The sequence below is a fragment of the Fictibacillus sp. FJAT-27399 genome, from assembly GCF_001510655.1.
GTDB classification, from domain to species: domain Bacteria; phylum Bacillota; class Bacilli; order Bacillales; family Fictibacillaceae; genus Fictibacillus_C; species Fictibacillus_C marinisediminis.
Genome location: NZ_LMVC01000001.1, coordinates 181,084 through 199,848, shown reverse-complemented (window position 1 = coordinate 199,848; position 18,765 = coordinate 181,084). Strand labels below are relative to the sequence as shown.

Here is an 18,765-nt window from a genome sequence, read left to right as displayed (position 1 = left end):
AAAGGTTTTAGCTTGAAACATTCTATTGCCATTACCAATAGTGAAGTATACACTGAAGATATCATACATAATTGAAGGTGATTGATATGGGAGTCCAGATCATTACAGACAGCGGCTGTGATCTGCCGCAGCACATAATAGACGAACTTGAAATTAATATGCTTCCTTTAGTCGTAACCATTCATAGCCATGAAGAATATGACCGTAAAACCATACAGCCGCTTCAGCTGTATAATCAGATGCGTGAAGGTGCGGCACCTAAAACGTCCCAGGTTCCTCCTTTGCTTGTTAAGGAAGCCTTCCAAAAATGCGCAGAAACTGAAACGCCTTGTGTTTATATCACGCTTTCTTCAGGCTTAAGCGGAACTTTCCAGACCGCTGAACTCATGCGCCAGGAGGTGCTTGAGGAATATCCTCATGCAAATATCAGTGTTATCGACAGCCAATGTGCTTCTCTTGGTTTTGGCCTTGTTGTTTATCAGGCGGCAAAGGCTGCGAAGGAAGGAAAAAATCTAAAAGAAGTAATAAACACAGCGAATTATTACCTCAGCCATACTGAGCATATTTTTACCGTAGATGACTTGGAATATTTATTAAGAGGCGGACGTGTTAGCCGGACAGCAGCAGTAATGGGAAGCCTGCTGAAAATAAAGCCGGTTCTTCATATGAAGGAAGGAAAACTCTATCCGATCGAAAAAATCCGTGGCAAAAAGAAAGTGTTTGGCCGGATGATCGAATTGATGAAAGAACGGGGAACTTCATTTGAAGATCAAATTATCGGGATCAGCCATGCCGATGATCAAGAAGCAGCAAATGCCTTAAAAGAAATGATTAAAGCAGAAACCGGCTGTGAACAGATTATGATATCCATGATCGGCTGTGCCATCGGCTCTCATGCGGGTCCAGGCACCATTGCCATGTTCTTTCTTACAAAGCCCTATTCCGATGCATAAAGTTACTCCTGCCCGCTCATGTTAATTCATGAGGAGGCGAGACTTTTGACACATAAATACACGAAAGACAATCATAAGAAAAAAAACGATCGTCAAGCGGATCAGCAGTTAAAAAATGAAGCTGAACAAAAAAACAAAGCAGCTGGTAAACATTCGTTTTCTAAAGAAACCGATCATTTGTAAATTTAAAGGGGCTGTCCAGAAAGTCGAAAATTGACCTTCAGGCAGCCCCTTTTTGGCTTGAAAAATCTTCAATGAAAAGTTAATTGAAGTGGAAGATGCGAGACTCCTGCGGGACTAGCGTGACAGGTGAGACTCCCGCNCCCGCCGGTGCTTGCACCAAAAAGTAGGCGTTCACGCCGGTAAGGCTCACCGCACACCCCGCGGAAAGCGAGCAGCCTGGAACGGAAATCAACAGCTTACAGGCTTCTTGGACAGCCCCTTTTATGCTTTTACTTTTTCGGTTTCTGTAAGTTCTGCTGCTGGCCCGAAAAATTCAAAATGAATCTGCTGTTCGTGGATTCCAAGATCCCTTAGGCAGTGATACACAGCCTTCATGAATGGAAGTGGTCCACAGAAATAATAATCCGCATTAGGATCGAGATTCAGTCCTTTCAGCCAGTTGAGATCAATGTAGCCCTTTTTGTGGTACAAACCTTTTTCTTCGTCTTCAAGAGTTGGATTCTCATAGACGACATAACTTTTAATATGATCAAGCTTTGCAGCCAAATTATTGACATGGTCCCTGAATGCATGAAATGTACTGTCGATGGCAGCATGAATGAAAGTAATGTTTCTCTCTGTTTGTTCTTGAGCCAATGTGTTCAGCATGCTGACCATCGGGGTTAAACCCACTCCTCCGCTTAGAAGCACAACAGGAGTTTCTTTTTTTGTATCAAGATAAAACTCTCCGGCAGGAGCACTTACCTGCAGAATATCCCCTTGTTTAATATGGTCATGAAGATAAACAGAAACCTTGCCTGGATGGGAGCCGCCCGCTTCTTTCTTGACACTGATCCGATAATAGCCGGTTCCCGGAGCATCTGATAAGCTGTACTGGCGAATATGATTGTATTCTTCGCCATCGATCAAAAACTTGATACTGATGTATTGTCCAGGTTTAAACGCAGCGATGGCTTTTTGATCTTCCGGCACTAAATAGTAAGAGGAAATAACTGAACTCTCTTCTTCGACCCGATCCACGATAAAATTCCGGAATCCTTCCCAGCCTCCTGGCTGATGTTCTGCTTCCTGATACATTTGGCTTTCCACTCCGATGAACGCGTCTGCAATTACACCGTATGCTTTTCCCCATGCCTCTATAATTTCAGAAGTTGCAGCGTCGCCAATCACTTCCTTGATCGCTATAAGAAGGTTTTCGCCGACGATCGGATAATGTTCAGGCAGAATCCCTAAGCTTCGATGCTTCTGGGCAATTTGCTTCACTGCTGGAATAATCGATTCCAGCTGATCAATATTGGCAGCAGCTGCATAAACGGCGTTCGCTAAAGCCGTCTGCTGGCGGCCCTGTTTTTGATTGGCATGATTAAAAATATTTAATAGTTCCGGATGTTTAGTGAACAAATTTTTATAAAAACGGGTAGTGATCTCCTTTCCGTGAGTTTTAAGCACAGGTACGGTTGATTTAATCACTTCAATTGTCTTTTGATCCAGCATGACAAAGTCCCCTTTGTTTTCAATATTGATTACATGTTCATTATAAGAAAACGAAAATATCCTCATAGTGATTACAATCACTTTTCTTATGTCAGATTTGTGAATCATAAGAAAGGTGCAAGCCTCTGCTAAAGTTCGTTCGTCAAGCATCGAATCTAGACATTACTTCATTGCAAAAAAAAACACCTTATAAAGATGTTCTTTCGATTGCTTCTGGAATACTGATGGAAAAGGTTGTATATGAAGCATTGGAGTCAACAAGGATTTGGCCATTATGCTTTTCAACAATTTGCTTGCAGACCGATAATCCAAGTCCGGTCCCCAGCTCCTTGGTTGTAATGAAAGGTTCAAAAATGTTCTCGAGCAGGTGGGCTGGAATCTGTGAACCATTATTTGATATTTCAAGCCTGATTTTTTCTGATGATCGATAGGCTTTTACTTTAATAATTCGTTCTTCCGGAAGATCACAAAGCTCCTCTACGGCGTTGTTCAGTATATTCAAGATGACTTGTTTCAATTGGTTCTTGTCCCCTTCAACCTTTAGATCCGGAGAGATTTCTACCATTAGATTAATTTTCGCTTCTAGAAAACGAGGGTACATAAAGTCGATCATTTCATGCAAACAGATAGATAGATCAAAGATAGCGATAAGGTCGTCCAGTCCTTTCATCTTGGAAAGCAATAGGAACTGGCTGATCTTGTCCTGCAGATTTTCCATCTCATCATTGATGATAGAAATATAATGGTCGGTTTTTTCATTCGGTACAAGCTCTGATTCCAAAAGATAAATGAATCCTTTAATAGAAGTTAACGGATTCCTAAACTCATGTGCAAAGCTTGCCGCAATCTGCCCTAATATCGTAAGCCTGTCACTGTGCATTTCCTGAATAAACTGGTTTTTATTCTCGATGATAACATCATTCAATGACGAAAACTCTTTTATGGCATAGTAAAGAAGCTGGTCAAAAAAATGGTTGATGGTCATGATGATCCACTTCTTTTCTTCAGGAAGAAAAATGGCGTTCAGTGCCTTATCGTTTACGATTTGCCTGCCTATGTTAATGTTATAAACGAATTCACTAATGTCTGTTTTGGCTTCAATCCGCTCAGGAGCAATTTTTTTTGTAAGCTCCATAATCAGGGCAATATCAGGTTTTTCTATATACTGATAAAGCAAATCAAGGGTGCGGTTGCCGTTCTTAACGACCTCTTCATAAAAAGGGTCTTCTTTTTTTATTAAGGCATGGTCCAGCCATTCCCAAACAATTTTTTCATGAAGCGTTCGAAAGTGATTTATTGCTCGATACAGTTGTTCGCTGGACAACGCTTCAACACCAACCATGAAACCACTGCCTCTCTCTTTGTCATCTTTTATTTCATTATGCAACACTTTGAAAAGATGAACAATATTTGTCTACCTTTTTTTTAAAAAGGTTTGATTGCATAAGAGATGTGGAAGAATAATGTCGTATTCAAACCATGGACAAAGGAAGGATGAGAAAATGAGCGACCAGCAAGGAAGAAAAATTGATCCTCCGGCACAGCACCAGAATCATCAGCCGGGAACAGAATCGGAAATGAATCCAAAACCGCAATCTCAAGCTAAAACATATCAAGGCAGCGGCAAGCTCAAAGGAAAAGTCGCCCTAGTCACAGGAGGCGACAGCGGGATCGGTAAGGCAGCCGCGATTGCCTTTGCAAAAGAGGGCGCTCAGTTGTCCATCATCTATCTTGATGAACAGAATGACGCTGAAGAAACAAAATCGCTGATCGAACAGGAAGGCGTTCGCTGCCTCTTATTTTCCGGTGACATTGGAGACGAAAACTTCTGCAAGGAAGCCGTTGAAAAAACGGTAGGAGAATTTGGACAGCTAGACATTCTTGTTAATAATGCTGGTGAACAGCATCCACAGAACAGCATTGAGGATATTTCAGCAGAGCAGCTGGAGAAAACCTTTAGAACAAATATCTTCTCCATGTTCCATCTGACGAAAGCCGCTTTAAAGCATTTTAAGGCTGGAAGTTCCATCATCAATACCGCTTCCATAACTGCTTATAAGGGCCACCCTAAACTGATCGACTACTCATCGACCAAAGGAGCAATCGTGTCGTTTACTCGCGCCCTTTCCAATTCAATCGTCGAGAAAGGCATTAGAGTAAATGCAATTGCTCCAGGACCGATTTGGACACCACTGATCCCTTCTACTTTTACTGCAGAAGAAGTGGATGTATTTGGAAAAAACTCCCCTATGAAGCGTCCGGGCCAGCCTGAAGAACTGGCACCAGCCTATGTCTACCTGGCAAGTGACGATTCATCCTATGTTTCAGGTCAGACTATCCACATCAACGGAGGAACGGTTGTTAACGGATAGATTAAGAAAAGCTCAAGCAACCTGAGACGAAATGGTGTTTATATTTCGTCTTACGAGGACCTTGGCTTAAAACATAAATCCCGTTTTCAAAATTTGCGCTGGAGCTAGACATAGCCTCAATGCAAGCTGTTTCTCACATTTGAAAAGCCGATAAAGATCGGCTTTTTTTATTTGGATAAAATGGCAGGCAATTGTCACACACTAGAACAAGAACACTAGGAAAGGGTGTAGACAATGCATACCATGTGGAAGGGAAGCATCAGTTTCGGCCTGGTTAATATTCCAATAAAGCTGTTTGCAGCGACTGAGGACAAAGACATTAAGATGAGGTATCTTCATAAAAAATGTCATAATCCGATCAAGTATGAAAAAACTTGTCCGGTTTGTGAACAGCCTGTCGAGCAAGAAGACATCGTCAAAGGCTATGAATATGAGCCGGGAAAATTTGTGCTTGTAGAAAAAGAAGATCTCGACAAAATCGCCGGGATTAAGAATAAAGCGATCGAAATCATTGATTTTGTCTCATTGGAAGAGATCGACCCGATTTACTTTAATCGTTCCTATTTCATCGGCCCCGGAGAGAATGGCGCAAAACCTTTCACTTTGTTAAAAGAAGCAATGAAAGAAAGTGGAAGGATCGGACTCGCAAAGATTACGATTCGTTCCAAAGAGAGTTTGGCTGCCGTAAGGGTTTATGATAAAGGGCTTGTCATGGAAACGATATATTACCCCGATGAAGTTCGTAATGTCGAGCATGTTCCAGGACTGGATGAGGACATACAGGTGAATGACAAAGAACTAGAAATGGCAAAGCAGTTAATCGAACAGCTGTCTACGCCTTTCGAGCCTGAGAAATATAAAGACGAGTATCGTGAAGCGCTTCTAAACATCATAGAAAGCAAGATTTCCGGTGAAGAAATCAAAGTGTCTGAAGAACGGCCGCGAACCAATGTGGTTGACTTGATGGAAGCACTGCAGGCGAGTATCGACCAGTCCAAGACAACAGAAAAGAAACCGGAAACTCAAACAAAAAAGGCTAAACCAAAGAAGAAGAAAGCTTAAAATAAAATGCCTATACCGATCAGACCAATGCTTGCTTCCTTAGGGAGTGATCTGCCAACGGGATCCGAATGGATTTATGAGATAAAATATGACGGCTACCGCTGCATTGCCCAATGGACCGAATCAGGAGTCGATCTTTACAGCAGAAACGGCCATTCATTAAACCTTTCGTTTCCAGAAGTCGTGAATGATTTAATCCTGATGACTGAGGAGATCAAATCCCTCCTCCCACTCATATTCGATGGAGAATTATGCATCTTGGAAACCCCCTATAAGGCATCATTTGAAGCTTTGCAAAAAAGGGGAAGGTTAAAGGATGTGAACAAAATCAAACGGGCCGCTGCAGATCATACTGCCACCTACCTTGTCTTTGATGTGCTGAGTGTACGGGGAGAGCGAGTAACCGAAACCCCTTTGCTTCAGCGAAAAGAAAAGCTCCAAGAGATTTTCAAAAAAATGTCTGCACGCGAAGAAATGAAAACAAAACCCATCGAATTTTTCAGTAATGGGGATGAGCTCTGGTCTCTCAACAAAAAAGAAAAGAGTGAAGGGATTATAGCGAAACGGTGCAAAAGCAATTACGTTCCAGGAGCACGGTCAGAACAATGGATAAAAATAAAAAACCCACAGACCGGCATCTTTTTTATCACAGCCTATGAAAAGAAGAACGGCTACTTTCATGTTGCTGCACGTAAAGATGGTGAAACGGTTTCTGTCGGCTTGTTCTCTCATGGCTTATCTTCAGAAGAACGCAGAGTTCTGATCGAAGTCATAAAAAGCAACAAGTCTGGGGAAGACAGCAATTTTATCAAGGTTTTACCATCAATATGTGTTGAACTTCAATATTTGGAGATCTATAAAGATCAGCTGAGACATCCAAGATTTGTTGCTTTTAGACTCGATGTAAGCTGGGAGGATTGTACATGGGAAAAAGCAATCAGCAGCAGGAGCTGAACATCAACGGTTTTAAAGTAGCCGTCACCTCTCCAGATAAGCCTTTGTGGCCGAAAAAAGGACTTCAGAAGCTTCACTATCTTGAGTATTTGGCCAAGATAGCGCCTTACCTTCTTCCCTTTTTAAAGAACCGGGCACTGACGGTCATCCGCTATCCTCATGGGGTCAATGATGAACGTTTTTATCAGAAGAATTGTCCTGATTATGCTCCTGACTTTATCGAGACCGTTGTTGAAGACGAGATTCATTATATTGTTTGCAACACCCTGCCTGCACTGCTTTGGCTAGGAAATCAGCTGGCATTCGAGCTCCATATCCCCTTTCGTAAAATCGGTACAGAAGCACCCTCTGAGATTGTCATGGATCTAGACCCGCCATCACGGGATGAGTTCGTGCTCTCAGTCGAAGCTGCCATGCTTATCCATGAGGTTTGTCAAAAGCTGAAGTTAGAAGCGTTTGTCAAAACAAGCGGAAACAAAGGGCTGCAAGTATATATCCCTTTGCCTGAAAACCAGTTTACCTTTGATGAAACAAGAAGGTTCACCCATTTTCTGGCTCAATATCTTATTACGAAAGAACCGGGCTGGTTTACTGTTGAACGGCTTAAGAAAAACAGAGGCAACAAATGCTATATTGATTACATTCAGCATGCGGAAGGAAAAACCATCATCGCCCCTTATTCTGTGAGGGGCAACGAGGAAGCACTCGTCGCTACACCTCTTCGCTGGGAAGAACTAAATAGAGATCTTCGCCCAGAAACCTTTCCGCTGGACTCGATCCACCAGAGAATATTGGAAAATGGCGATCCGTTTGCTGAATTTGAAGATGCAAAATCCAACCAGCACTTCGGGCCGGTACTGGACTGGCTGAAGGAACAAGGTTTATAACAAAAAAGGGGCTGTCCAGAAAGTCGAAAATTGACCTTCAGGCAGCCCCTTTTTGGCTTGAAAAATCTTCAATGAAAAATTAATTGAAGTGGAAGATGCGAGACTCCTGCGGGACTAGCGTGACAGGTGAGACTCCCCGCCGGTGCTTGCACCAAGAGGCTCACCGCACGCCCCGCGGAAAGCGAGCAGCCTGGAACGGAAATTAACAGCTTACAGACTTCTTGGACAGCCCCTTTTTTTTATTCATCATTTGCTGTAAAACACCCGAACTTCAAACGGCTGCAGTTCACAGTTCTTCAAACCACTGCCGCTGTACTCATAATTCGAGATCAGCAACACAGCTTTGTCATCTTTTAAGCTTTCTGGCAGCTCAACTTGTGTGCATTGGCTGCTGAAGTTGCAAAGCACCGTAAGCTTTTCATTATCTAGAGTACGAGTGTAGGCGTATACGTCAGGATGGCCATCAAGAACCAGGTCGTACGTTCCATAGACAATGATGCTGTGTTCTTTTCTAAGCTGGATCAGCTTTTTATAAAAGTTTAAGATTGAATTCTCGTCAGCCAACTGCTGTACCACATTAATCTCAGGATAGTTCGGGTTCACAGAAATCCATGGTGTTCCTTCAGAAAAGCCACCGTTTTTAGCGTCTTTCCATTGCATTGGAGTTCTGGCGTTATCACGGCCTTTCACATAAATGGACTTCATGATTTCAGGAACACTCTTTCCGTCAAGCTGAGCTTCCCTGTACAGGTTCAGGATTTCCACATCACGGTAATCTTCGATCGACTCAAACTGTACGTTGGTCATCCCAATCTCCTGTCCCTGATAAATATAAGGTGTTCCCTGCATGAACTGATAAAAAGCGGCCAGCATCTTGGCTGATTTATTGTGGTATTCTTTATCATTGCCAAACCTGGAAACTGACCGCGGCTGATCATGATTTTCAAGATATAGGCTATTCCATCCGCTTCCCTCAAGGCCTTTTTGCCATTTGGTAAGTACGTCTTTCAAATCAGAGAGCTTCCAAGGAGCAAGATCCCACTTACTTTCTTCCGTTTGATCAAGACCCATGTGTTCAAATTGAAAGACCATATTAAATTTACCGATTTCTTCATCCACGTACTCTCTTGCACCTTCAGGACTAACGCCTGGCGTTTCTCCCACCGTCATGATTTTATCATTCATGAAGACATTCTCTTTCAGCTCTTTCAGGAAATCCTGGATTCCAGGCTGATTGAGGTGGCCGTCCCAGGAAGGAACGTAGCGTTTATTGCCCGGATTTGGAAGATCTTCGAGCCCTTGAGCTTTCTTAATGTGCGTGATCGCATCCACACGGAATCCATCGATTCCTTTATCGACCCACCACTGAACCAGTTCATAAAGCTTTTGACGGACCTTTTCGTTTTCCCAGTTAAGATCTGGCTGTTTCGTCGAGAACAGGTGCAGGTAGTATTCATCGGTCTGTTCATCGTACTGCCATGCTGAGCCGCTGAAGATACTCTCCCAGTTGTTCGGCTCTCTGCCGCCTTTCCCCTCCCTCCAAATATAAAAGTCTCTGTAAGGATTGTCTTTAGATGAACGTGATTCAATAAACCAAGGATGTTCATCAGATGTATGGTTGATGACAAGATCCATGATCAGCTTGATTCCCCGTTCATGGCAGGCTTCCAGCATCTCTTCCCAATCTTCCATCGTACCAAAATCATCCATGATCTCCTGATAGTCGCTAATATCATAGCCGTTATCATCGTTCGGAGATTTATATACTGGCGAAAGCCATATGACATCGATTCCAAGGTCCTTTAAGTAGTCCATTTTTGAAATAATTCCTTGTAGATCACCAATTCCGTCCCCATTACTGTCCATAAAGCTTCGAGGGTATATTTGATAGACGACGCTTTCTTTCCACCATTTCTTTTTCATTTCAATAACTCCCCGTTTTCGTTTTGTGCAAACGTTTGTCCTAAGTCCCATCCTTATTGTATACGATTACATAAACATTAAGCAACAGGTTTATTTAATAAGTACCCGTTAAGGCCCGACGAGCGTTGGAATATCATCGATCTATTCATTCCCAAAGAAAAAAGCCTGTCTATTTGAACCATAAACAGGCTGCCTTCTTTTTTATATGGTTTTCTCTTTTGGGGCAGATATTGCCATACAAGACTGCCGTTCGACAAGCCGGTACGGAACTGCCACCCTTCTTGGTTTGAGGTCTGGTTTTGCGATAAGATCCATCAGACACTCTGCTGCTTCATATCCCAGTTTAAAAATATTGATGTCAACAGAGGTTAACGCTGGTGTTGAAAAGTCTGCCAGCATCACGTTATTAAAGCTAAGTACGGAAATGTCATCAGGTACAGAGATGTTCATCTCGCTGAGTGTACTCAGTACACCAAACGCCATCAGATCATCCATGACGAGAAGAGCAGTCGGGGGTTCCTCTAGTGCCATCAACTTTCTGATCGCTTCCTGGCCGCCTTCTTTTAAAAATTCTTCATGAATAATGTATTCATCACGGTATGGTATCTGGTGGATTCTCAACGATTTTTCATAGCCGAGAAGCCGGTCGATGGTTACAACCAAATGAGAACTTCCACCAACGAATCCGATCTTATCATGGCCGAGCGAGATCAAATAGTCTGCCATCTCTCTTGCCGCTTTAAAATTATCATTATCAATGTGGGTAATCGCATCTTCATTCTTAAACGGCTTGCCGATCAGTGTAAAAGGAAACTTCTTCTCGATCAGATAGTTCATTACTTTATCATCTACGCTTGAATACAAGAGGATAATACCGTCCACTCTGCCGCCCTGGACCATTCGAACGACCCCATCATGAATTTCATCTTCTGTCTGGCCTGTGGACATATACAGTGCATATTCTTTTTCATGCACAATGGTGCTGATGCCGCGGATAACTTCCGGGAAAAATGGATTTTGAAACGCTTTGTCTGCGGAACCGGGCATAACAAGACCGATCGCCTGGGTTGAACGGTTAGCGAGACTTCTTGCATTAAAGTTTGGATGATACCCTAAATGCTCCATCGCTTCCCTTACTCTGAGCTTTGTTTTTTCAGATATCCTTGGGTTGTTGGCAATGACACGCGAAACGGTGGATGGGGCTACATTTGCAAGTTTAGCTACATCTTTAATCGTAACGGTCATCATCATCCTCCTTCCGTGTTTACTCTCAATCATGCTGCAACGTTCCTTTAATGATTACTGTATCATTGACATTTAACCTGTTGCCTTTCACCGTTTGTCCATTTAACTTAAATTCTGTATCTGGCGCAGGATGGTGGATAACAACCTCGTATTCTGTCCAATCAGGAGTATAGCCGCTGCTTTCTTGGTTATGTCCTATTTTAATCAAATTTTTGGAAAATGAACAGTTGATATTTATTTCTGCAAAGTGATCCTCTTCATAAGCAAAAGTCTTGGCGTCATCTTCGTACAAGCTATACTCCGTACTTCCATCAAGCTCTGCATACACATGGAACGTCATCTTCGTTTCTTTTACGGCAGAGTTTGGTTTTACCGTACCATGCGGCAGGATATAGCCGGCTTTTACAAAGATCGGCATTACATCCAGTTCCGCCTTTATAAGGACATGCTGACCGCCTTCATATACGGTGTCTGTCCAATAATCATGCCATGTGGAAGATATACCACTCGATGGGTGGTTCCCGAAGCATAACCGGCTCTGGTCAATAGAAATGGCCTGTCTCCGCCGATCAGCTTCTTCATACCATTATAGGTGGATTCACCCATTAATAAACCATACACATTGTGAAGCTCTCTGTGCGTTTTCGGATGACCGTTATTCCCATGCAACACTTTAATATCCATCGTCTTCGTCTCATTGAAGACAGCCGGTTCATTCATATCATTCCAGATGCCGTGGTTTCCCATATCACTGTAGAATTTGTGGTTCCGACCCCACCATTCCCTTGTTTTCGTGTTCGTGAAATCAGGAAATGCTGACTCTCCAGGCCAAACGTCACCAAAATAAGGGTGTCCTTCGATGTATTTACAGAAATGATCTTCATAAGTTCCCTCTTGATAAGTTTTATACTCCGGATCCTCTTTGACACGAGGATCGACAATCGGAACCACACGAATACCCATTTCAAGCAAATCCTGAACCAGCTTCTTCGGATTAGGAAACCTCTCATGATCAAACGTAAAAACTCGGTACCCGTCCATATAGTGGATGTCGAGATAAATCGCGTCGACGGGAATTCCTTTTTCCTGAAAGGATTGCACAAGAGCTCTGTCTTCAGCTTCGGTCTCATAGCTGTAACGGGACTGATGATACCCGATCGCCCATTTTGGCGGCATGTTCATCCGCCCTGTCAGCTCTGTGTATTGCTGTAAGACCTCTTTTGGCGTTGGGCCTGTCATTACATAATAATCAAGCTGTCCGCCTTCTGCACCAAATGAGTATGAATCCTCATCTGTTTTCAAGTCAAAAGCAGATTTAACCGTATTATCAAAGAATATTCCATGTGCCCTTCCATTTCGCAGTGTCGTAAAAAAAGGAATCGATTGATAGAGTGAATCTATTTCAGGATTGTGAGGGGCATAGACATCCGTGTTCCACATGGTCATCTTTTCCCCCCGCTTATTTAAAAAGCCGGATTTTTCACCGAAACCGTAAAAATGGTCTTCATGATCCATCTCTTTATAACAGATAACCTCTTTTTTCTCATTAAAACCCATTCCTCTTGCCCCTTCGGATACGAGAAGTGTGCCATCCCCCCGATATACTGAGATGCGAAAGGGTTTCTTCTGGATGGCAACACTGATTCGGGAAGCAGCTAAAATCATTTTGTCTTCTTCGTCTGTCATGTTAACGTTTATGTTTTCAGGTTCTTTTATAAGAGCAAAGCTTGAATCGAATGAAGGATATCCCGCAGGATTCATCGTCACTCTGGCCGTATCTTCTGTATAAAACGAAACTCTTGCAAAGCCGAATTCGCACTGAAACAAAAAAACCGTCTCTTCCTTTTCTGCCTTCAAGAGCTTTCCTATGTCGGTATAGGAACTGTTCAATAATTTAGCCTTTTTCCCTGGATGTATGGCAAAGCTTGTATCTAGCATTCTCATTTCCTCCAAAAATAATAGAATTCCATTCATTAAAAAACGGGAAAAGCGTATGCAGCTTTTTCCCGTTCATATATTGAGGCGCTTTTAGCCTTTTGTTCCTCCAGCCGTCAGCCCAGAAACGAAGAAACGCTGCAATGAAAGGAACAAGAGTCCGATCGGAACTGCAATTAATACAGATCCAGCTGCAAACAGGGTAAAGGAATTTCCAAACTCATCGGATACCATATTGAAAAGACCTACAGCCAAAGTCTTTTTCTCATCTGACTGGAGCAAGATGGACGCAAGAATGAAGTCCGCAAATGGCGAGATGAAACTGAACAAAGCAACCACAGCCAGAATTGGCTTGGCAAGCGGAAGAATGATCTGCCAGAAAATGCGGAAGTGTCCTGCTCCATCAATGCGTGCTGATTCATCCAGTTCTCTTGGGATCGTATCAAAGTAACCTTTTGCCAGCCAGGTGTTCATAGGAATTAATCCCCCAACGTACACAAGAACAAGTCCGAAATGCGTGTCAAGAAGTCCAACAAGGTTTGCAAGGATATAGATTGCAAGAATTGCCACAAACTGAGGAATCATTTGCAATACAAGGAATAGAAGCAGACCATTTTTCCGCCCGAAGAAACGGTAGCGAGAAAATGCATAGGCTGTCAGACCGATAAAGATTACAGCAAGAACCATAGTGCTGATACAAATTTTCAATGTATTCCAATACCAAGTTAAATATTGAGTTTTCGTGAACAGTTCTTTGTAATGCTGCAGTGTTGCATGCTCCGGTATAATCGTTGAACTCGTTAAACTGTCTCCGGGATTCAGTGATGATCCGATAACCCATAGGATCGGATAGATCACTATTGTAATCGCAGCAAGAATGACCAGATAGGACAGAGTGAGACGTATAATTTTTCCTCGTTTAATGCTCATCTTACATCATTCCTTCATCTTTAAATGCTTTCGTTCGCTTAAAGTTAATAAGCGCAACCGTAACGATAACGACAGACAGCAGAACTGTAACAGCTGCAGCTTTGCTGTACTGTGCAGAAGTCATGGTCAAATTATATATCCATGAAATTAAAATGTCTGTTCCGCCCGCACTTTGTCCAGCAACGGCTGGACCGCCCTCGTTAAAGAGATAAATGACGTTAAAGTTGTTAAAGTTGAACGTGTACTGTGTGATGATGATCGGTGCAGTAGCAGCCAGAATCATCGGAAGCGTAATGGATCTGAATTTATCCCAAACTGTCGCTCCATCAACGGTTGCTGCCTCATACAATTCTTCAGGGATGGATTGGAGTACCCCGGTTGTCATTGCCATGATGAAAGGGAATCCCAGCCATGTCTGGATAAAGATGATCGCGACTTTCGTCCATTGCGGATCGGTCAGCCACGGTATGGGATCGATTCCAAAAGCTGCCAGAATATCGTTATTAATGGCTCCAAAAGAGTCGTTGAACATTCCACTGAACACTAGGATAGAAACGAAAGCAGGAACTGCCCATGGAAGAATTAATAACGTACGGATGATTCCTTTAAATTTAAGATCCTTTTGATTAATAACAACCGCAAGAAAAATCCCAACGGCAACCTGCAGAGTGGTTGCTGTAAATGTCCAGATAATTGTCCAGGCAAGTACAGATACAAATGTATTTCTCCAGATATCCATCGTAAACATGTCACTGAAGTTCTGAAATCCTACCCAATCTACCAGTTTGGCAGGCGGTGAATGGTACAAGTCATAGTTGGTAAACGCAAGGAAAACCATGAACAGAATCGGAAATACAACAACAAAGATCAGGATAAAAAAGCCCGGCCCTACTAAAAGATAAGGGAATCCTTTATCAATCACATTTTGATATTGCTCTTTAATGGTTGTGACTGCAAAGCCCTGATCTCTCTTCTTGCCATTTTGAAACGCATCGTAAATGTTAAACACATAAAAAGCCATGCCGAAACCAATCACGATAAATGCGATGACCCCTTGGACGAGAAGGATGATGGAATGGTCACGCGGAAGCTCTGTTCCGAGGGTAAAGAATCCCCAGAGCCCCATGTTCAACAGGTTCCCGAAAACAACGAAATAGGAAGCTGCCAGGATAAGGAATAAAGCTCCTTTTATTCTTTGTTTATTATATATCTGGCCGATCCCAGGAATGATAGAGAGCAAAGCCGCGGTTTTACGATGGTTGGATTGATTTGCTAACGCCTCCATGATGTAGGCTGTCCCCTTTCTGAATCACTTGATATAGATGCATCTTTCAATGTCTGAACCTTCAGGTATTAGAAGATGCACCTATAGTGAAAGCAGTACCCAGAATATCCTGGGTACCGCCTCCCTCTATATTATTTACCGGTGTGTTTTGCTTTAATGTTTTGCTCGATTGTTTTTGATGCGTCTTCCAATGCTCTCTTGGAATCTTGTTTACCTGTTGCAGTAAGCTGCAGCGCGTTTCCTACTGGTACCCAAACTTCAGCCATTTCTGGTACGTTTGGCATTGGAATACCGCGTTCTGATTGGACAGCAACTGCTTTTGCTGCTTCGTTATCAGCAATGATTGGATCTTTCATAAGAGCTTTGATCGGAGGGATCTCCTGAGTTTTTTCGTAGCGGATTTTCGCGTTCTCTTCGTTCGTTATCCACTCTACAAATTTTTGAGCCCATTTTTTGTGCTCAGAGTATGCACTTACGTTCCAGCCTTTAACACCGATGAATGTTTTTACATACTCGCCGTTAGGAAGCTTCGGCATTGGTGCAACACCGATATCGATTCCTGCATCTTTATAGCCTTGGAATGACCAAGGTCCGTTCATTACAGAAGCAACTTTCTTTTCATTGAATAGACCGTCAATGGTTTGTCCTGCTTTTTTCCCGATGATACCTTTAGGGAATAATCCTTCTTTGTACCATTTGGAAATGTAATCAGCACCTTCAAGAGAGCCTTTGTTTGTTAAACCAAGATCTTTCGTATCGAGTGTTCCATTATTTTCCTTAAATACATAACCACCGTAACCGCTTAAGATGCCATGTGCGAAGTAGAAATCTGTCCAGTTCGCCAAGAACCCGTATTGCGCGCCGCCATTGTCGCCTTTAGAAAACTTGTAAAGATCGTCAAATGTTGCAGGCGCTTCTTTCATATACTTTTTGTTGTAGATGAAAACTGGTGTTTCAGTAGATTTTGGAAGACCATAAAGTTTTCCTTTAAACGTTAAAGCCGAGATTGATGAGTCAGTATATTGGCTTGTAATATCACTTGAAATATTTAGAGGCTCGATCAAACCTTCAGTAGCCAATGGCCCAATACGGTCATGTGGTGTTGTGATAACGTCCGCACCTTTGTGAGTCGGTCCATCAAGACGAAGCTTATCTTGTTGATCAAGCATTGGCATTTCTTTAAATTGAATTTTAATTCCGTATTTCTTTTCAAAGCTTTTCGCAGCTGGTTCAAGGCCTACACCTTTATCTGTATCTTCCCAGACTACTAATTTTTCTGGTTTTTTCTCTGCTTTTCCTGTATTGCTGCCGCTTCCGCTGCTGTCTTGTGGACCACAGGCAGAAAGAACACCAAAAGCAAGCACTGGCGTTAACATATAGGCCATTAACTTTTTCATTCTTGTTCCCCCTATTTTGTTTAAGATCTTGAACAACCGTTTGCACAAACGAGCCAAAAAAAGGATTAGACCTTCGCCTAATGTAGGTTGTGAAAACGATTGCATTAATTCTTAATTTCATTATACATCCCTTTTTGCATTTGACAACTTTTTTTAAAAATTTTTATAAAACGCTTTCAACTCTTTCGTTGACATCAATTTCAGTATATACTACATTAAAGTTGAAATTAATTGCATCGGGGCAATGCTACCGCAGGTACAACCTTCACACAGAGTTTGTACCTTTTTTATATCCTAATCGTGCAATCGATTGCAAAAACTAGTCAGGAGTGATGATATGCAGCGAGAAGTCCTGTACCATAGACCAAAGAATAACTATGCCTATGCCTATGACGAAAAAACGCTTCACATCCGTTTACGAACGAAAAAAGGGGATGTTCAGTCTGTACAGCTTATCTATGGCGACCCTTATAACTGGATAGACGGGTGCTGGCAAATCAAGAAAAGTGAGATGACCAAATCGGGATCTGATGAATGGTTCGATTATTACTTCATTGAAGTATCTCCCGAGTTTAGAAGACTTCGTTATGGATTTGAGCTAATGAATGAGAATGAGAAGCTGGTCTATACGGAAAAAGGCTTTTATGAAGAAGCACCTATGGATGATATATCGTATTATTTCTGCTTCCCTTTCCTTAATAAAGGGGATGTATTCAAGGCACCTGAATGGGTAAAGAATACGGTTTGGTATCAAATTTTCCCTGAACGGTTTGCGAATGGCAACCCTGCCAATGATCCTGAAGGAGCACTCCCATGGGGTTCTGCTGAGCCTACACCCGGGAACTTTTTCGGAGGGGACTTCGAGGGTGTGTTTCAGCATTTGGGCCATCTTTCAAACCTCGGAATTACTGGCATCTATTTCACCCCTATTTTTAAGGCAAAGTCGAATCATAAATATGACACGATCGATTATTTTGAAATCGATCCTCAGTTTGGAACGAAAGAAACTTTCCGTCGTCTGGTAGAGGCATGCCATGAAAAAGGCATAAAAGTGATGCTGGACGCCGTTTTTAATCATAGCGGCTTCTACTTCGGACCCTTTCAGGATGTTCTCAGTAACCAGGAAAACTCGCCATATAAAAACTGGTTCCACATTCGCGAATTTCCGGTCATCACAGAGCCTAAACCGAACTATGACACCTTTGCCTTTGAAAAGAACATGCCGAAGCTAAATACTGAAAATCCTGAGGTAAAAGATTATTTATTGAAAGTAGCCCGCTATTGGGTGGAAGAATTCAACATTGACGGCTGGCGGCTGGATGTGGCCAACGAAGTGGATCATCAATTCTGGCGCGAGTTCCGCAGCACTGTGAAGAGTGTAAAGCCTGATACGTATATCCTCGGAGAAATCTGGCACGATTCCATGCCTTGGCTGCAGGGTGATCAGTTTGATGCGGTTATGAACTATCCGTTTACTACTGCTGCTCTAGATTTTCTTGCCAAAGAGAAAATAACGGCAATCGAGTTTGCCGACAAGATTACAAACGTTCTGCAATCCTATCCTGCAAACGTGAATGAGGTTGCTTTTAATCTTCTTGATTCACATGATACACCAAGGGTACTGACACTAGCCAAGGAAAATAAAGAAAGAGTCCGCCAACTGTACGCACTCATGCTTTCCTTCCCTGGAACTCCCTGCATCTATTATGGAGATGAAGTAGGAATGACAGGCGAAATGGATCCCGGCTGCAGAAAGTGCATGGAGTGGAATGAGGAAAAACAGGACCGCTCTTTATTTGAAGATATTCAAAAACTGAACACGTTCAGATCTGATCATTCTGCTTTTGGCAATGGTGGAACCCTCTCTTTTATCAAAGCGAGCCATACACCTGAAACGCTTCTTTATAAGAAAACATCTGCTGATGAAACCCTTTTATTCGCCTTTAATACAGAGAGCGAACCCATAACGCTTGAAGAAGGTCTATTTGACGGCTTCAGCAATGCCATTAACCTTTGGACCGGAGAAAACATCAGCCTAGCTCATGCAGTTGTAAATGCCAATGATTTCTTGATTTTAAAATTAAGTTAACGTAGAACAGTGCAAGCGTCCTGTAAAGCAGTCAGCATGTACTTGGATTTTTGCTA

Annotated in this window: 16 protein-coding genes; 7 read left to right on the top strand and 9 right to left on the bottom strand. The window is 42.5% G+C overall.

What is annotated here, in order from left to right:
• Positions 1 to 86: 86 nt before the first annotated feature.
• On the top strand, positions 87 to 953 hold the full coding sequence (locus AR335_RS01030) for a DegV family protein (RefSeq protein WP_062231335.1): 867 nt from the start codon (positions 87 to 89) through the stop codon (positions 951 to 953).
• Between the two features lie 45 nt (positions 954 to 998).
• The gene (locus tag AR335_RS22810; RefSeq protein ID WP_234293153.1) at positions 999 to 1,136 is read left to right on the top strand and encodes a DUF3941 domain-containing protein; all 138 of its coding nucleotides are present in this window, start codon (positions 999 to 1,001) and stop codon (positions 1,134 to 1,136) included.
• A gap of 261 nt (positions 1,137 to 1,397) precedes the next feature.
• Here AR335_RS22810 and hmpA read toward each other — a convergent pair whose 3' ends face one another.
• Positions 1,398 to 2,696 (bottom strand): NO-inducible flavohemoprotein, encoded by a 1,299-nt coding sequence (hmpA, locus tag AR335_RS01025; RefSeq protein ID WP_082683348.1) that lies wholly within the window; start codon positions 2,694 to 2,696, stop codon positions 1,398 to 1,400.
• Positions 2,697 to 2,817: 121 nt separating this feature from the next.
• Entirely contained in the window at positions 2,818 to 3,972 is a 1,155-nt protein-coding gene (locus AR335_RS01020; protein ID WP_062231333.1) for a histidine kinase N-terminal domain-containing protein, read from the bottom strand.
• A gap of 160 nt (positions 3,973 to 4,132) precedes the next feature.
• Between AR335_RS01020 and AR335_RS01015 the strand changes: the two genes are divergently transcribed.
• From AR335_RS01015 to ligD (AR335_RS24775), 4 genes are all read left to right on the top strand, one after another.
• Positions 4,133 to 5,002 carry an SDR family oxidoreductase gene (locus tag AR335_RS01015; protein WP_062231331.1) on the top strand — a complete coding sequence of 290 codons (870 nt, stop codon included), beginning with the start codon at positions 4,133 to 4,135 and terminating at the stop codon, positions 5,000 to 5,002.
• A 234-nt stretch (positions 5,003 to 5,236) separates the two neighbouring features.
• Entirely contained in the window at positions 5,237 to 6,064 is an 828-nt protein-coding gene (locus AR335_RS01010) for a Ku protein (RefSeq protein WP_053354797.1), read from the top strand.
• Between the two features lie 6 nt (positions 6,065 to 6,070).
• Entirely contained in the window at positions 6,071 to 7,018 is a 948-nt protein-coding gene (ligD, locus tag AR335_RS24780) for a non-homologous end-joining DNA ligase (RefSeq protein WP_234293151.1), read from the top strand.
• Positions 6,988 to 7,905 carry a non-homologous end-joining DNA ligase gene (gene ligD / locus AR335_RS24775; RefSeq protein WP_234293150.1) on the top strand — a complete coding sequence of 306 codons (918 nt, stop codon included), beginning with the start codon at positions 6,988 to 6,990 and terminating at the stop codon, positions 7,903 to 7,905. Before ligD (AR335_RS24780) ends, ligD (AR335_RS24775) begins: the two co-directional genes overlap by 31 nt.
• Positions 7,906 to 8,151: 246 nt before the next feature.
• Here ligD (AR335_RS24775) and AR335_RS01000 read toward each other — a convergent pair whose 3' ends face one another.
• The 7 genes from AR335_RS01000 to AR335_RS00970 all read right to left on the bottom strand — a co-directional run bounded on the left by AR335_RS01000 (position 8,152) and on the right by AR335_RS00970 (position 16,620).
• Positions 8,152 to 9,828 carry a glycoside hydrolase family 13 protein gene (locus AR335_RS01000; RefSeq protein ID WP_062231329.1) on the bottom strand — a complete coding sequence of 559 codons (1,677 nt, stop codon included), beginning with the start codon at positions 9,826 to 9,828 and terminating at the stop codon, positions 8,152 to 8,154.
• A 201-nt stretch (positions 9,829 to 10,029) separates the two neighbouring features.
• Complete coding sequence (locus AR335_RS00995; protein ID WP_062231327.1) at positions 10,030 to 11,073, bottom strand: LacI family DNA-binding transcriptional regulator; 1,044 nt, start codon at positions 11,071 to 11,073, stop codon at positions 10,030 to 10,032.
• Between the two features lie 25 nt (positions 11,074 to 11,098).
• Positions 11,099 to 11,575: a DUF5110 domain-containing protein gene (locus AR335_RS24770; RefSeq protein ID WP_369795788.1), complete on the bottom strand. Its 477-nt coding sequence runs from the start codon at positions 11,573 to 11,575 to the stop codon at positions 11,099 to 11,101.
• On the bottom strand, positions 11,509 to 13,011 hold the full coding sequence (locus tag AR335_RS00985; protein WP_062231323.1) for a TIM-barrel domain-containing protein: 1,503 nt from the start codon (positions 13,009 to 13,011) through the stop codon (positions 11,509 to 11,511). The genes AR335_RS24770 and AR335_RS00985 overlap by 67 nt, the downstream gene beginning before the upstream one ends.
• Positions 13,012 to 13,101: 90 nt before the next feature.
• Positions 13,102 to 13,938 (bottom strand): sugar ABC transporter permease, encoded by an 837-nt coding sequence (locus tag AR335_RS00980; protein WP_053354800.1) that lies wholly within the window; start codon positions 13,936 to 13,938, stop codon positions 13,102 to 13,104.
• A 1-nt stretch (position 13,939) separates the two neighbouring features.
• Positions 13,940 to 15,223 carry a carbohydrate ABC transporter permease gene (locus tag AR335_RS00975; protein WP_062231321.1) on the bottom strand — a complete coding sequence of 428 codons (1,284 nt, stop codon included), beginning with the start codon at positions 15,221 to 15,223 and terminating at the stop codon, positions 13,940 to 13,942.
• Positions 15,224 to 15,354: 131 nt separating this feature from the next.
• Complete coding sequence (locus tag AR335_RS00970; protein WP_062231318.1) at positions 15,355 to 16,620, bottom strand: extracellular solute-binding protein; 1,266 nt, start codon at positions 16,618 to 16,620, stop codon at positions 15,355 to 15,357.
• A gap of 337 nt (positions 16,621 to 16,957) precedes the next feature.
• Here AR335_RS00970 and AR335_RS00965 point away from each other — a divergent pair, with 337 nt between their 5' ends.
• Positions 16,958 to 18,709 (top strand): glycoside hydrolase family 13 protein, encoded by a 1,752-nt coding sequence (locus AR335_RS00965; protein WP_062231316.1) that lies wholly within the window; start codon positions 16,958 to 16,960, stop codon positions 18,707 to 18,709.
• Positions 18,710 to 18,765 lie beyond the last annotated feature (56 nt).